Source organism: Rahnella sp. PCH160, from assembly GCF_047784855.1.
In the GTDB taxonomy this organism is placed as follows: Bacteria; Pseudomonadota; Gammaproteobacteria; order Enterobacterales; family Enterobacteriaceae; genus Rahnella.
In genome coordinates this window covers 2474160-2488839 of sequence record NZ_JBLOGT010000001.1, presented here as the reverse complement: position 1 = coordinate 2488839, position 14680 = coordinate 2474160, and the positions used below count along the sequence as shown (strand labels likewise).

The following is a 14680-nucleotide window of genomic DNA, read 5'->3' as shown; positions in this document are numbered from 1 at the left end:
AAAAGGAGCGCCACCGAATTTCAGGAGAGAAACCGACAACGCTGAAACGTTTCAAGGAGTCTTAATCCGGCCTGTTTTTAAATCAAGCTTTCCCTGATTTGGCGTAACAATTTTTTGATGCCACGCACAGTTTCCTTTTTTAAGACCCTCTGAAGCCCATAACTTAACGCAAATGCTGAAGTCAGGCTGAAGCAGCCAGAAAGAGAATAGCTGAAGTCAGCTGACGTGTTTAGGCTGATGATCTCCTGTTACCAGACACAGGCCGCTTTGGGTTGTTTTTAACACAATGTGCGGTTTTATTACTCAGTATGGCAAATACACTCAGGTTTACCTTTTTGATGATCAAAACCTGTTTTTGTTTTTTTTAAACTGTCGTAACATTCGCGCAAATTTCGTCCCCCTCTTCACTCTGGTTCTGCTATCTCATGCGAATTTCTACAACGTCAGCCCGCCGCTTACCCGACATGACGTCGACTGCTTTTTTGATCATCGCCTTTCTCACGGGTATTGCCGGTGCCCTGCAGACACCAACGCTCAGCCTGTTTCTGACCTCTCAGGTACAGGTCAGCCCGTTGATGGTTGGCATCTTCTTTACCGGCAGCGCGGTGATTGGCATTTTCGTCAGCCAGTTGCTGGCGACCTGGTCAGACAAACGCGGTGACCGCAAAACGCTGATCCTGTATTGCTGCATTCTGGGCGCGCTGGCCTGTGTTCTTTTCGCCTTCAACCGCAACTACTTTATTTTGCTGTTTGTCGGCGTTTTATTGTCGAGTTTCGGTTCAACCGCCAACCCGCAAATGTTTGCCCTCGCGCGCGAGCATTCTGAAAAAACCGGGCGCGAAGCCGTGATGTTCAGCTCCATTTTACGCGCACAGGTTTCTCTGGCCTGGGTTGTCGGGCCGCCGCTGGCTTTCGCCCTGTCGATGGGATTCGGATTTACGTTTATGTATTGCGCCGCCACGCTGGCCTTTTTGCTGTGCGGCGTGATGGTCTGGATGTTCCTGCCTTCCATGCCGAAAGCGCGCATCAAAACGACTGCGACGCTGGAAGCCCCGCGCCGCAACCGCCGCGATACGCTGATGCTGTTTATCGCCTGTTCCCTGATGTGGGCGGCCAACAGTATTTATCTGATCAATATGCCGCTGTACGTGGTGCGCGAGCTGGGCTTGCCTGAGAAACTGGCGGGCGTGCTGATGGGCAGCGCCGCCTGTCTGGAAATCCCGACCATGCTGATTGCCGGGTATCTGGCTAAACAGTTAGGCAAGCGTTTCCTGATGCGGTTTGCCGTGCTGGCTGGGGTGATTTTCTACACCTGTATTTTGTTTACGACCGGCGCGGCTGCCATGATTGCTTTACAGCTGCTGAACGCCATTTTCATCGGCATTCTGGCCGGTATCGGCATGCTGTATTTTCAGGATTTAATGCCTGGTCAGGCGGGAGCCGCGACAACGCTCTTCACCAATTCCACACGTGCGGGCTGGATCCTCGCCGGTTCACTGGCCGGCGTGATTGCGCAGTTCTGGACGTATCACGCAGTGTTTTACGCAGCACTGTTGATGGTGGTGGGCGCGGTTGCCTGTATCTGGAATGTGAAAAACGTCGATAAACCGGCGGAAGAAACACCGGAAGCCGTGGCTTAAGGCGCAGTATCTGCTTCGAGTTTGATGAGATAAGTCAGTGCCTGGTCGCGGTGTGTGAAACACATTTCGCGACTGGCCTGCAGGCTGCCGCAGACTTTTGGGCGCAACGGCGAGGTGAAAATCTTGCACAGGAAGTTATCGGCCAGTTGAACGCAGCGGGTGTTCGCAGGTTTGCCGTTGGGCATTCCGGGGATCGGGCTGGAAATTGAAGGCGCTATGCAACAGGCTCCGCAATCAGTACGACAGTCCATCAACAGCCTCCTCAGGCCTCATTTTGAGGCGCGACAATAGCAGGCGCGCAACACCGCCACCAGCGAAATATTTACGACTCTTTAACACGGTATATTGAACATTTTTACGACCGGCGGACAGACCGCAAAAAATGCGGGATAAAGCGGGTTTTCGCCACTCTTTTTGCGCTATCTGCTTGCCTGAATTCAGCGGCGCGGGTAACGTGTCGCACATTATTACTCTCTCTGCTGACAGGTTATTTATATGGCACGTGCTAACGAAATTAAACGCGGCTTCGTCGTGAACTACGACGGCAAATTGCTGCTGGTAAAAGACATTGATGTTCAAAGCCCAAGCGCCCGTGGTGCCAGCACCTTGTACAAAATGCGTTTCGCCGATGTACGTACTGGCGGCAAAGTGGAAGAACGCTTCAAGGGTGACGACATTCTCGACACCGTGACCCTGACCCGCCGTAAGGTGAATTTCTCCTACGTTGACGGTGACGAGTACATTTTTATGGATGACGAAGACTTTACGCCTTACACCTTCAACAAAGCGCAGATTGAAGACGAACTGCTGTTCATCCCGGAAGAAGGTTTGCAAGGTATGCAGGTTCTGACGCTGGACAGCCAGCTGCTGGCGCTGGAAATGCCGCAGACGGTGGATCTGGAAATTGTTGAAACAGCACCAGGTATCAAAGGTGCGTCTGCCAGTTCACGGACTAAACCGGCTGTGATGGCTACCGGCCTGAATATTCAGGTGCCAGAATACCTGAGCGCCGGCGACAAAATCCGCATTCATGTTGCTGAACGTCGTTATATGGGCCGCGCTGACTAACGTCATCCGCCCTGCTTTATAAAGGAACGCCTCGGCGTTCTTTTTTTTTGCCCGGCATTTCTCATCACAAATATCTTCGACACTCGATCTGCATCACAAAATGAGTGGCTATCTGGACTTACCAATTCCCCTTTCTATCATATGACTTTACACTCTAAGGCCTGATTTCGGCTTAAATCGTCGCTTTATCCAGCATAATTTTCAGCTTACGGGTAAACAGCCCCAATTTGGCCTGACCAATTTCACTATTTCTGATTGCCTGGAGTATTGCATGAAAACTATTGCCACAGCGTCTCTGCCAGCAGCAGTGTCATTACCTGGTTATGATCGTGACGCATTGAAAAGCCGCATTGTTCATCTCGGATTTGGCGCTTTCCATCGCGCCCATCAGGCATTACTAACTAACCGGGTGCTAAACCAGCAAGGTGGCGACTGGGGTATTTGTGAAGTCAGCCTGTTTGGCAATGAGTCGTTAATCAAAAGTTTACGCGGGCAAGATCATCTTTTTACCGTGCTGGAAAAAGGTGCCGAAGGGAATCAGGCCATTATCGTCGGCTCAGCGCATGAATCAGTCCACGGCGGGATCGACGGGCTGGATGCCGTACTGGAAAAACTCACCGAGCCGCAGGTGGCGATCGTCTCGCTGACCATTACCGAAAAAGGGTATTGCATTGAACCCGGCTCCGGCGAGCTGGATCTGCAAAACCCGAAAATTCAGCAGGATCTGGCCGGTGGTCAGGCGCCTTGCACCGCACCCGGCGTATTAGTTGAAGCGCTGCGCCTGCGCCATGAACGCGGCCTGCCAGGCTTTACCGTGCTGTGTTGCGACAACATTCCTGAAAATGGTCTTGTGGTCAAAAATGCCGTTCTGGGCATGGCGAAAGCCCGTTCGGCCGACCTGGCAAAATGGATCACTGAGAACGTTTCTTTCCCAAGCACCATGGTTGACCGCATTGTTCCGGCAGCGACCGACACAACGCTGGAAGAAATATCTGAGGCGCTGGGCGGCGTTTCTGACCCGTGCGGCATCGCCTGCGAACCCTTCATCCAGTGGGTGGTGGAAGATCATTTTGTCGCAGGCCGTCCTGACTGGGAAAAAGCCGGTGCGCAGATGGTTTCTGACGTACTCCCTTTTGAACAAATGAAACTGCGGATGCTGAACGGCAGCCATTCATTCCTGGCGTATCTGGGTTATCTGGCCGGATATCAGCACATCAACGACTGCATGGAAGATGCGAATTATAAAACAGCGGCCCATCGTCTGATGTTACACGAACAGGCACCGACGCTGAGTGTTGAGGGCGTTGATCTGAGCGCTTACGCTGACAGCCTGGTTGCCCGTTACTGCAATCCGGCACTGAAGCACCGCACCTGGCAAATCGCCATGGACGGAACGATGAAGCTACCGCAGCGTATGCTCGATTCTATCCGCTGGCATGTGAAAAACGGCGGTTCGTATGCGCTTCTGGCGTTGGGTGTTGCAGGCTGGATGCGCTACGTTGGCGGCACTGATGATGCGGGTCAGCCTATCGAGATTAAAGATCCAATGGCTGAAACGGTGGCTGAAATTATCGCGTCTACCGAAGATGGCGAACCACGTGTCAGAGCGTTACTGGCGCTGACGGGTGTATTTGGCGACCAATTGCCGCAGGAAGAAAAAGTGGTGCAGGCTATTCTGAATGCTTATGCCGATCTGCAAAGAATTGGCGCGAAGAAAACCGTGGCGAAATACGTCGGGTAAGTTTGCATAATCAGCACAATGCGGCTGCCCTGGCAGCCGTTTTTATTTGCCCGGAAGGATCAGTCGTTCAGTTCCGACGGCACGGATGAAAACAGGAAGCCGTCAAAGGAAGGGTCATCAGCATCTGAGACTTTCAGCAGCATATCTTTTACGTTCTCCAGATGCTGCCACATCGCCTGTTTCGCGGCTTTAGCGTCGCGCCGCAATACCGCCTGCAAAATCGCCTGATGATCCAGAATCCATATCTGGCTGTAGTTTTTATCCCCAACGTGCTGATGAATACCCTCCCACATCGCGCTGCGCTGACGGATTTGCCACAAATCATCCACCAGTTTTACCAGTACGCTGTTCTGCGATGCTTGTGCCAGCAGGGCGTGAAAACGCTGATCTTCAACATCGTCCGAAACGCCGCGCGCAATACAGCTTCGCTGCGCTTCAATCGCATCACGCATTTGCAGAATATCGGTTTTGGTGGCCTGCATGGCCGCAAACGCCGCCACTTCACTTTCCAGCAACTGCCGCGCCTGCAACAGTTCAAACGGGCCATAACCACGGTCGGCGTCTTCCGGCGGCAAAACGTCAGGCTGATGCAAGACGTAAACGCCGGAACCTTTGCGGACTTCAACGACCTTTTCAAGCTCAAGCATGATCAGCGCTTCACGCACCACACTGCGGCTCACCGAGCAGGATTCAGCGATATCACGCTCCGGAGGCAGACGGTCGCCAGGAGCATATTTTCCGTCATGGATATCACGGCGCAGATAACCGCCGATCTCCTGATAAAGTCGCATAATGTCGCCCCGCTGGTGATGCTATAAAATTGGTCCTACACCTGAATCGGTTTTTTAACCGCTCAGAATGCCTGATACAGGAGAGAAAATTATAACATGTGGGCACAAAGAGGAAGAACCGGAGGGGAAAACTGACGACCCGATCAAAATTGGGTCAGCCAGTTTTCAAAGTTGTCGGGCCACTTTGACCTTGCTCAACACACAAGGGAGAATGTCCGGCAATGAACTAATAAGTAGTACTCATCATTTATTCGGTTTCAATTGTATGACACCGTCATAATTGCCAGATGAGGATTGTTGTTGACCTGCTGCGTCGTGACGTGTCCTAAAGACAGCGGAAGATTAAAAGAAAGCGGGTTCGTGGTACTGATTCGACGCGCCTCTGTGACCTGCGCACCGCCCCGCTCACATTTGCTGACCAGCTGGTTTCCGCCGGTTTTAAAGTTACAACCGCCTTCAACAATTGCGCCATAAAAATGGATAGTCCCGGTCGATCCTGCGCTGGCATACTGCATCATCCCTGAGGCCAAAACTCCCAAAAACAGCATCCATTTGATTCTGCTCATGGTGACACCTCATTTGAATTTACATTTTTAAAATTCACGAAACATCCATTTAACATTAATACATCTAAACAAATTCACACCTTTTGGCGCACAATAATTGGGTGCCGCGACGTCAAAACTAAGCAATCCATGTTATTCATCGGCAGAACGCTGGATTTTCTTAAATCGAAATTGCACATTGGCGTGTAAATTTATTTAAAGGACGCCTGAAAATGACCAAAACCAACCTGATCACCGGTTTTCTGGGCAGCGGGAAAACGACAACGCTGCGCCATTTGCTGGCTCAGAAGCCTGAGGGAGAAAAGTGGGCTGTATTGGTAAATGAATTTGGGGAAGTCGGGATTGACGGAGCGTTGCTTGCCGACAGCGGCGCGGTGCTCAAAGAAATTCCCGGCGGATGCATGTGTTGCGTGAACGGCCTGCCGATGCAGGTTGGCCTCAATATGTTATTGCTGCAGGCAAAACCGGATCGTCTGCTGATTGAACCCACCGGGCTGGGCCATCCGAAACAGATCCTTTCTTTATTAACGTCTGACGTTTACAAAAACTGGCTGACGCTCAACGCAACCTTATGCCTGATGGATCCCCGTCAGTTAAGCGATCAGCGCGTCATCGCTAATGAAAACTTCCGAGATCAGCTCGCCTCTGCGGATGTTATTGTCGCCAACAAATCCGATGTGGCGCAGGCGAAAGACAATCAGGCGCTGGAAGGCTGGTTCAGCCAGAATGGCGGCGGACGTCAGCTGGTGATTGCCTCTCAGGGAGAAATTGACCCCGCACTGCTCGATTTACCCCGTCTCAATCACGCCGAATTGCCCAATAGCAAGCATCATCATGCTCACGTCCCTGCGCGCGGGCTGGCGGCTTTGAGCCTGCCGGAAACCCAGCGCTGGCGGCGTGCGTTGAATGAAGCCGACGGTTATAGCAGTTGCGGGTGGATTTTCGACGCGGACACCGTATTTGATACCGCAGGAATTCTCGACTGGGCGCGTCTGGCACCGGTTGAACGCGTAAAAGGTATTCTGCGTATTAATGAGGGCACATTGCTGGTAAATCGTCAGGGAGAAGACCTGTGGATTGAAACCAAACCGGGGGCGCCGTCTGACAGCAGAATTGAGCTAATTACACGGGGGATAGCACAATGGAACACATTACAATCCACCTTGTTGAAGATTCGTTTAAGTTGATCGGATTAAGTTAACGCCGACAAAATTAATACTTATCCTGCTAACAATAGGTCTTCCTGATATGTGGCGCCGAAATATTCCCGCAATACTGATACTCAACGTACTGGGTATTGCTCTTTTCTTATCTTTCTATTTACCTGCAAACCACGGTGTCTGGTTCCCGATTGATAAGTCGATTTTTTTCTTCTTCAACCGTCACCTGGCGACAGACGACGGGTTTCTGCACCTGGTTGCGGTGACCAATAACCGTGCTTTCGACGTGATTTCCCTGCTGGCAATGGGGCTGCTCTATCTGAGCTATTTCCTGAAGCAAGACACCGCGGGTCGTCGTCGTTACATTATTATCGGTTTCGTTATGCTGTTTACTGCCGTTGTGCTCAACCAGCTTGGGCATTTGCTGCCGGTCAGCCATAAAAGCCCGTCGCTGAGTTTCGAAGGCGTCAACCGCGTCAGCCAGCTGACCGGGATCCCGACCAAAGATTCTTCCGCGGACAGTTTCCCTGGCGACCACGGCATGATGCTGATTATTTTTAGCTGCTTTATGCTGCGGTATCTGAGCAAAACGGCATTTGGGGTTGCGCTGGTGATCACAATCATCTTCTCACTGCCACGCGTGATGATTGGGGCGCACTGGTTTACGGATATCGCGGTAGGTTCGCTGTCTGTGGTGCTGGTCGGCGCAAGCTGGTGGCTAATGACGCCCGCCAGTGATGTATTAATTCACTGGCTGGAGAGAAAACTCCCCGTTAAAAAAAATCCTAATGCGTCGGCGTAATTCTCGAAGACATATAATTTAGTTATGGTCAGGCAAATCATTTTGATCTGCCTGATCTTTATGACAGACAAATTTCACCGTTACTTTGCTGAAATATTGCTTGAAAACCCGCTTTCGATGCGGATTTAACCCAAATTAGCATAAAAAAACACACATCATTTCTAACATCTTTACTTACATCATCTTACATCACAATTTCTTATAAAAAATCCCGTAAAACCTCTCGCAATCCCCTATTCATTACGGTAACCTCCAAAACGCTGCACAGAAATGTGGCAAAAACACCCTGTTTGAATGAAAAAGCGTGCTCTGACGCACATTTTCCCGGTTAGGTGTTTGTCCCATCTGATCGTGGCAGGTAGTCTCGCTTGGTTTGGTAATTTTAATAACGATTTCATCGTTAAGGACAGCAAGGGATAACAACAATAATGGTCAAGTCTCAACCGTTTCTGAGATATATCACGCGGCTGATACCCGCGATTGGCGCAGCAATTATTCTTTCTGCGTGTAGTGGTATGCATTCTTCGAACACAGAAAACGCACAAACTGATATGCGTGCAGTAAATGACAAAGACGGTCTTCTACTGCAAGCCTCTCAGGATGAATTCGAAGCAATGGTTCGTAACGTCAACGTTAAATCCAAAATCATGGATCAGTACGCTGGCTGGAAAGGCGTTCGTTATCGGTTAGGCGGTGACAGCAAGCGTGGTATCGATTGCTCAGCGTTCGTACAGGTAACATTCCGCGAACAATTTGGTATGGACCTTCCACGTTCAACGTATGAACAGGAAGAAAAAGGTAAGAAAATCCAGCGTTCTAAACTGCGCCCGGGTGATCTGGTATTGTTCGGCGCGGGCTCAACAGGGCGACACGTCGGGATTTATTTAGGTAATGATCAGTTCGTTCATGCATCCACCAGCGCGGGTGTAATGATTTCAAATCTGAACGAAACTTACTGGAATAAACGATACCGCGAAGCAAGAAGAGTTCTGGCTAACGGCTGATTCCGTTACCTCATGATTTAGTTCTTGTTGTCCTGTACCAAGCGAATAAAAAACGTCATCTTCGGATGGCGTTTTTTTATGCCTGTAATAAAGTGTATTTAGCCTCTGGTGATTTTTAACTACGTTATACTTTTACTTCCTCAGCGAGAAAAAGGACAAACACATGGGTTTAAAAACGGCGCTTACACACACCGTATTGCCCAAACGCCGTTATTTAATACGAAGCCTCCTTTTTTCAGTGCTGTTCTTCATTTTCTTCATTATTTTCACCCTGACGGTAATCAAAGCTAATAATGCCAGCGAGCAGGAGCAAATCGTTGAAAGAGCGTCAGAATACAGCACGCGCTATTTTCATCAGTTAACGGACACGATGCGCAGGATTGGTCTGCTGACATCCGAATCCTGCCCTTCCATTGCCAGTGAAATTAACCGCGATGCGGCGTTCAGTATTGGCGTGCGTGACTTTCAGCTGGTTCGCAATGGCATGGTTTTTTGTTCTTCCGCTTCCGGCAACCAGAACGTTCCAGCCACCCGCTCACTGCATGATATTGATTTCGATAAAATGATGAGTATTGATTTGCAAATGGGCACACCGGCGGTACCGAATCGCCCGGTGATCATTGTCTGGCAGCGTAACCCCGGCGCATCGAACGATGGCGTAATTGCTACCCTGGAACTGACCCTGTCACCCTATATGCTTTTTGCGCTGCCCGGTGACGGTTATCGCGGTTTTGCACTTCTGATCGGCGACAGCGCGCTCACTTCTTCTGAAGATGCACTTATCCCTGTCAGTAAATTGCCTGCAGACCACTTTACGGAAACCAAACCCGACAACCTGCCTTTTACGTTGCGACTTTATACCCCTTCCCTGACTACCGACAACATCCGTTTCACCCTGCTTGGCGGGTTGTTACTCAGCCTGTTGGTGTGTGCGCTGACCTATTTCAGCCTGCTCAGCTGGCATAGCGCCGAAAGGGAAATTCTGCGCGGCCTTAAAAACAAAGAGTTTTTTGTCGAATACCAGCCGGTGATTGATGCTAAGACCCTGAAAATCACCGGTCTGGAAGCCCTGCTGCGCTGGCAACATCCGATTGAAGGACGTATTTCGCCGGAAATTTTCATTGGTTACGCCGAAACGCAGGGCCTGATTGTTGAGCTGACGCAGCATATGATGTCGATGGTGGCCGCCGACGCGCATCAGCTGCAACATGCGTTCCCTGAGAAATCTAAACTGAGCATCAACATTTCCCCGCATCATATGAACCGGGTCAGCTTCCACGACGACGTTTTGAATTTTATCGAAGCACTGCCGGAAAACGCGTTTCAGGTCATTTTCGAAATTACAGAACGTGGAATGATTGATACCGAAGGCGCGCTGCGGGAATTCAACTGGCTGCGCCATCACAATATTGAGATTGCTATCGATGATTTCGGGACAGGCCACAGCGCACTGATTTATCTGGAAAAATTTACGCTCGATTATTTAAAAATTGACCGCGGATTCGTGATGTCGATTGACCAGAAAACGCTGATCGCCCCGGTGCTGGATACCGTCCTCAAACTCACCGAAGAGCTGAAACTTAAGACCGTGGCCGAAGGCGTGGAAACTGAGTTGCAGTCACAATATCTGCGCAATCACGGCGTGACTTATCTCCAGGGTTATCTGTACAGCAAGCCCCTGGGCATCAGCGAGCTGATGAATTTCATCCGCGATTTCAATGAGAAAGAAGCGACTTACCAGATTTAATCTGTATCAGCCTGGCACCATTTGTTCCATTTTTCTCTTCGCCGTCTGCCCCTGTGTGTGATAAAAAGGCCGGAATCACGGATGAAACCTGAGGCTGATGTGTTACAAGGTCTTAGCGATCAATTGATTACCACTGAACAATAGCCTGCGGCAATCGTGTCCGCACCATGCTGTCGTCATCACAGGAGTGCAGATCCAGGATGTTTTCTCGCGTGTTTGCCGTTGCGCTGTGCCTGCTGAGTCTCAGCGCACAGGCCGAGGTCATACAGGACAGCTACGCGTTCGCGATTTTAGGCGAACCGAAATATGTCTCAAACTTCACCAGTTTTGACTACGTGAATCCTGCCGCGCCGAAGGGAGGGCAGATCACGCTGGCGGCTATCGGCACCTATGACAATTTCAACCGTTTCGCCTCACGCGGTAATCCGGCCATGCGCAGCGGATCGCTGTACGACCCGCTTTTCACAACGTCGAGTGATGAAATCGGCAGCTACTATCCGCTGATTGCCGATTCCGCCCGTTATGACAGCCAGTACCGCTGGGTGGAAGTCGATATCAATCCCCGCGCCCGTTTCAATGACAACACGCCAATCACCGCCAGCGACGTCGAATTCACGTTTAAGAAATTCATGACCGAAGGCGTTCCACAATTTCGTGTGGTGTATAAAGGGGTGGAGGTCAAAGCCATCTCACGGCTGACAGTGCGCATGGTGCTGCCAAAAGCCGATAAAGACATGATGCTGGGGCTGCTCGGCCTGCCAATTCTGCCGAAAGTATTTTGGGAAAAACATAAGTTCAATGAGCCATTGAGTGCGCCGCCGCCGGGCAGCGGCCCCTACCGCATTAGCGATTACAAGCTCGGCCAGTTCATCACGTATTCGCGCGTGCCCGATTACTGGGCCGCCAATCTGCCGGTTAACCGTGGTCGCTATAATTTCGATACGATCCGCTACGATTACTATCTCGACGACAACGTCGCTCTCGAAGCTTTCAAATCCGGTGCCTTTGATTTCCGCATGGAAACCTCGCCAAAGCACTGGTCAACGCAATATCAGGGCGGCAATTTCAGCAAAAACTTTATCGTGAAGGCCGACGAGGAAAATCAGGCCGCGCAGGATACGCGCTGGCTGGCGTTCAATATTCACCGCCCACAGTTTGCCGACCGCAAGGTGCGCGAAGCCCTGACGCTGGCCTTTGATTTTGACTGGATGAACCGGGCGCTTTACTTCGATGCCTATCAGCGCGTTGACAGCTATTTCCAGAACACTGAATACGCCGCGAAAGATTATCCGAACGTGGCTGAACTGGCGTGGCTCGGGCCGCTGAAAAGTCAGGTTCCGCCTGAAGTGTTCAGCACGTTGTATAAACCGCCGCGCACGGACGGCACCGGCAATGACCGGGCAAATCTGCTGAAGGCGACTGCGCTGCTGAAAGAAGCCGGCTGGGAAGTCAGAAATCAGGTGCTGGTCAACAGCAAAACCGGCAAACCTTTTACCTTTGAGCTGCTGCTGCCCAGCGGCGGTAACTCGCAGTATGTGCTGCCGTTCCAGCATAATTTGCAGCGTCTGGGCATCAGCATGTCGATTCGTGAAGTCGACAATTCTCAGTTTGTCCGCCGAATGCGCCAGCGCGATTACGACATGATCCCGACGGTTTATCCGGCGATGTCTTACCCGAGCAGCGATTTACAGATTTACTGGAACAGCAAATATCTGGATTCCACTTACAACAAACCGGGCGTCAGCGATCCGGCCATCGATAAACTCACCGATGAAATCGCCGCCAATCAGGGTAAACCGGACGCGCTGCTCTCACTCGGCCATGCGCTGGATCGGGTGCTGACCTGGAATATGTACATGATCCCGATGTGGTACACCCATCACGAACGCTATGCCTATTGGGATAAATTCTCGATGCCTTCTGTCACTCCGGCTAACGGTATGGAGCTGGATACCTGGTGGTATGACATGAACCGCGCAGCACGTCTGCCTGAGCAACGCCGTTGAGGAGCACACTGTGGCCGCTTATCTTTTAAGACGACTGCTTCTGGTGATCCCGACGCTTTGGGCCATCATCACCATTAACTTTTTTATTGTGCAGATTGCGCCCGGTGGCCCGGTTGATCAGGCCATTGCAGCCATCGAAATGGGGCAATCCAGCGGCCTGCCGAATTCAGCCGGTAACAGCGGTAACGGAAAAGCCTCACCCGGCGTCGCGCAGTTTGGCGAAGGTCAGTATCGCGGCGCGCGGGGGCTGGATCCTGAAGTTATCGCAGAAATTACCCATCGCTTTGGTTTTGATAAACCGCTGCACGTTCGCTATTTCGAAATGCTTTCCAGCTATGTGCGCTTTGATTTCGGCGACAGCCTGTTTCGCGGCTCAACCGTCATGGGGCTGGTGAAAAGTGCGTTGCCGGTGTCGGTCAGCATCGGCCTGTGGAGCACGCTGATCATTTATCTGGTGTCCATACCGCTGGGTATCCGCAAAGCGGTGCGTAACGGCTCGCGGTTTGATACCTGGAGCAGTTCGGTCATTATCATCGGCTACGCCGTGCCTTCGTTTTTGTTTGCCATCCTGCTGATTGTTCTGTTTACCGGCGGCAGTTATCTCGACTGGTTCCCGCTGCGCGGCCTGACGTCGCCCAACTTCGACACGCTGCCGTGGTACGGGAAAATCACCGACTATCTCTGGCATGTCACATTACCGGTGCTGGCGACGGTGATTGGTGGCTTTGCGACGCTGACCATGCTGACCAAAAACTCCTTCATGGATGAAGTGAGCAAACAGTACGTCGTGACCGCGCGGGCGAAAGGGCTGAACGAAAAGCAGATCTTGTACCGCCATGTCTTTCGCAACGCCATGCTGCTGGTGATTGCCGGTTTCCCGGCCACGTTTATCAGCATGTTCTTCACCGGTTCCCTGCTGATTGAAGTCATGTTTTCCCTGCAAGGCTTAGGATTGCTGGGCTATGACGCCATCGTCCAGCGCGACTTCCCGGTGATTTTCGGCACGCTTTACGTTTTCACGCTGATTGGCTTACTGCTCAATATCGTCAGCGATATCACTTACACGCTGGTTGACCCGCGTATCGACTTCGAGGGCCGTCACTGATGACCGTGAGACGCCTTAAATTCAGCACTGTCACACAGGCGCGCTGGACGCGTTTTTGCCAAAACCGTCGGGGTTTCTGGTCGCTGTGGATCTTTATGGTTCTGCTGGTTCTGGTGCTGCTGTCCAACGTTCTTGCCAACGATAAGCCGCTGCTGGCACGTTATCAGGGGCACTGGTATGTGCCTTTTATGGTGAATTACAGCGAAACCACGTTCGGCGGTGAGCTGGAAACGCCCGCCGATTACCAGGATCCGTTTGTGCTCAAACAGCTGGAAGCCAACGGCTGGGCCATCTGGGCACCGGTGCGCAGCAGCTATAACTCGATTAATTTCTCAACCACACAGCCCTTCCCTTCGCCGCCCTCAGCGCAGAACTGGCTGGGTACCGACAGCAACGGGCACGACGTGCTGGCGCAGATCCTTTATGGTTTACGCATCTCGCTGTTCTTCGGCATTTTCCTCACCGTACTGACGTCGGTCATCGGCATTATTGCCGGTGCCACGCAGGGTTATTACGGTGGCCTTATCGATTTGCTCGGACAGCGTTTTATCGAAGTGTGGTCCAGCATTCCGACGCTGTTCCTGATCATTATTCTGGCCAGCGTGGTCCAACCCAACTTCTGGTGGCTGCTGCTGATTACCGTGCTTTCGGGCTGGATGACCCTGGTCAGCGTCGTGCGCGCCGAATTCCTGCGCACCCGCAATTTTGATTACATCCGCGCAGCGCAGGCGATGGGCGTCAGCGACCGGGCCATTATGTGGCGTCATATGCTGCCCAATGCGATGGTCGCCACGCTGACCTATCTGCCGTTTATTCTTTGCGGTTCGATTACCACGCTGACGTCGCTGGATTTCCTCGGTTTCGGGCTGCCGCTGGGTTCGCCTTCGCTGGGCACATTACTGATGGAAGGCAAAAACAATTTGCAGGCACCGTGGCTGGGTATCAGCGCATTCGTCGTGCTGGCGTCCCTGCTGTCGTTGCTGATTTTCATCGGTGAAGCAGTCCGCGACGCCTTTAACCCTTCAGCACACCACGATGAGGCGCTCTGAA

At 51.7% G+C, this 14680-nt stretch carries 14 protein-coding genes; 10 read left to right on the top strand and 4 right to left on the bottom strand.

Going from position 1 to position 14680, the window contains the following annotated elements; translation table 11 throughout:
* Positions 1-425: 425 nt before the first annotated feature.
* Positions 426-1640 (top strand): sugar efflux transporter, encoded by a 1215-nt coding sequence (locus ACM5QY_RS11550; protein WP_416120743.1) that lies wholly within the window; start codon positions 426-428, stop codon positions 1638-1640.
* Here ACM5QY_RS11550 and ACM5QY_RS11545 read toward each other — a convergent pair.
* Together ACM5QY_RS11545 and ACM5QY_RS11540 are read right to left on the bottom strand one after the other, a co-directional pair.
* Positions 1637-1891, bottom strand: a complete 255-nt coding sequence (locus tag ACM5QY_RS11545; protein WP_416120742.1) for a YkgJ family cysteine cluster protein — start codon at positions 1889-1891, stop codon at positions 1637-1639. The two genes, ACM5QY_RS11550 and ACM5QY_RS11545, sit on opposite strands and share 4 nt — an antisense overlap.
* Positions 1875-2105 (bottom strand): hypothetical protein, encoded by a 231-nt coding sequence (locus tag ACM5QY_RS11540; protein ID WP_416120741.1) that lies wholly within the window; start codon positions 2103-2105, stop codon positions 1875-1877. The genes ACM5QY_RS11545 and ACM5QY_RS11540 overlap by 17 nt, the downstream gene beginning before the upstream one ends.
* Before the next feature lie 30 nt (positions 2106-2135).
* Between ACM5QY_RS11540 and yeiP the strand changes: the two genes are divergently transcribed.
* Both yeiP and ACM5QY_RS11530 read left to right on the top strand, forming a co-directional pair.
* Positions 2136-2708, top strand: a complete 573-nt coding sequence (gene yeiP / locus ACM5QY_RS11535) for an elongation factor P-like protein YeiP (protein WP_416120740.1) — start codon at positions 2136-2138, stop codon at positions 2706-2708.
* A gap of 271 nt (positions 2709-2979) precedes the next feature.
* Complete coding sequence (locus tag ACM5QY_RS11530; protein ID WP_416120739.1) at positions 2980-4449, top strand: mannitol dehydrogenase family protein; 1470 nt, start codon at positions 2980-2982, stop codon at positions 4447-4449.
* A gap of 59 nt (positions 4450-4508) precedes the next feature.
* On the opposite strand, the gene ACM5QY_RS11525 is transcribed toward ACM5QY_RS11530, so the two are convergent.
* The gene (locus tag ACM5QY_RS11525; RefSeq protein ID WP_416120738.1) at positions 4509-5240 is read right to left on the bottom strand and encodes an FCD domain-containing protein; all 732 of its coding nucleotides are present in this window, start codon (positions 5238-5240) and stop codon (positions 4509-4511) included.
* 257 nt (positions 5241-5497) lie between these two features.
* The gene (locus ACM5QY_RS11520; protein WP_416120737.1) at positions 5498-5806 is read right to left on the bottom strand and encodes a hypothetical protein; all 309 of its coding nucleotides are present in this window, start codon (positions 5804-5806) and stop codon (positions 5498-5500) included.
* A 212-nt stretch (positions 5807-6018) separates the two neighbouring features.
* On the opposite strand from ACM5QY_RS11520, the gene ACM5QY_RS11515 reads away from it, so the two are divergent.
* The 7 genes from ACM5QY_RS11515 (at position 6019) to ACM5QY_RS11485 (ending at position 14679) form a co-directional block, all read left to right on the top strand.
* Positions 6019-6993, top strand: coding sequence for a CobW family GTP-binding protein (locus tag ACM5QY_RS11515; RefSeq protein WP_416120736.1), 975 nt, complete (start codon positions 6019-6021; stop codon positions 6991-6993).
* Positions 6994-7054: 61 nt separating this feature from the next.
* Positions 7055-7768 carry a phosphatase PAP2 family protein gene (locus ACM5QY_RS11510; RefSeq protein WP_416120735.1) on the top strand — a complete coding sequence of 238 codons (714 nt, stop codon included), beginning with the start codon at positions 7055-7057 and terminating at the stop codon, positions 7766-7768.
* Positions 7769-8196: 428 nt separating this feature from the next.
* Positions 8197-8772 carry a bifunctional murein DD-endopeptidase/murein LD-carboxypeptidase gene (gene mepS, locus ACM5QY_RS11505; protein WP_416120734.1) on the top strand — a complete coding sequence of 192 codons (576 nt, stop codon included), beginning with the start codon at positions 8197-8199 and terminating at the stop codon, positions 8770-8772.
* Between the two features lie 163 nt (positions 8773-8935).
* Entirely contained in the window at positions 8936-10519 is a 1584-nt protein-coding gene (locus ACM5QY_RS11500; protein ID WP_416120733.1) for a cyclic di-GMP phosphodiesterase, read from the top strand.
* A gap of 200 nt (positions 10520-10719) precedes the next feature.
* Positions 10720-12525 carry an extracellular solute-binding protein gene (locus ACM5QY_RS11495; protein WP_416120732.1) on the top strand — a complete coding sequence of 602 codons (1806 nt, stop codon included), beginning with the start codon at positions 10720-10722 and terminating at the stop codon, positions 12523-12525.
* Positions 12526-12535: 10 nt separating this feature from the next.
* Positions 12536-13630, top strand: a complete 1095-nt coding sequence (gene yejB, locus ACM5QY_RS11490) for a microcin C ABC transporter permease YejB (RefSeq protein ID WP_416120731.1) — start codon at positions 12536-12538, stop codon at positions 13628-13630.
* Positions 13630-14679: an ABC transporter permease gene (locus tag ACM5QY_RS11485; RefSeq protein WP_416120730.1), complete on the top strand. Its 1050-nt coding sequence runs from the start codon at positions 13630-13632 to the stop codon at positions 14677-14679. Before yejB ends, ACM5QY_RS11485 begins: the two co-directional genes overlap by 1 nt.
* The last annotated feature ends 1 nt before the right edge of the window (position 14680 follow it).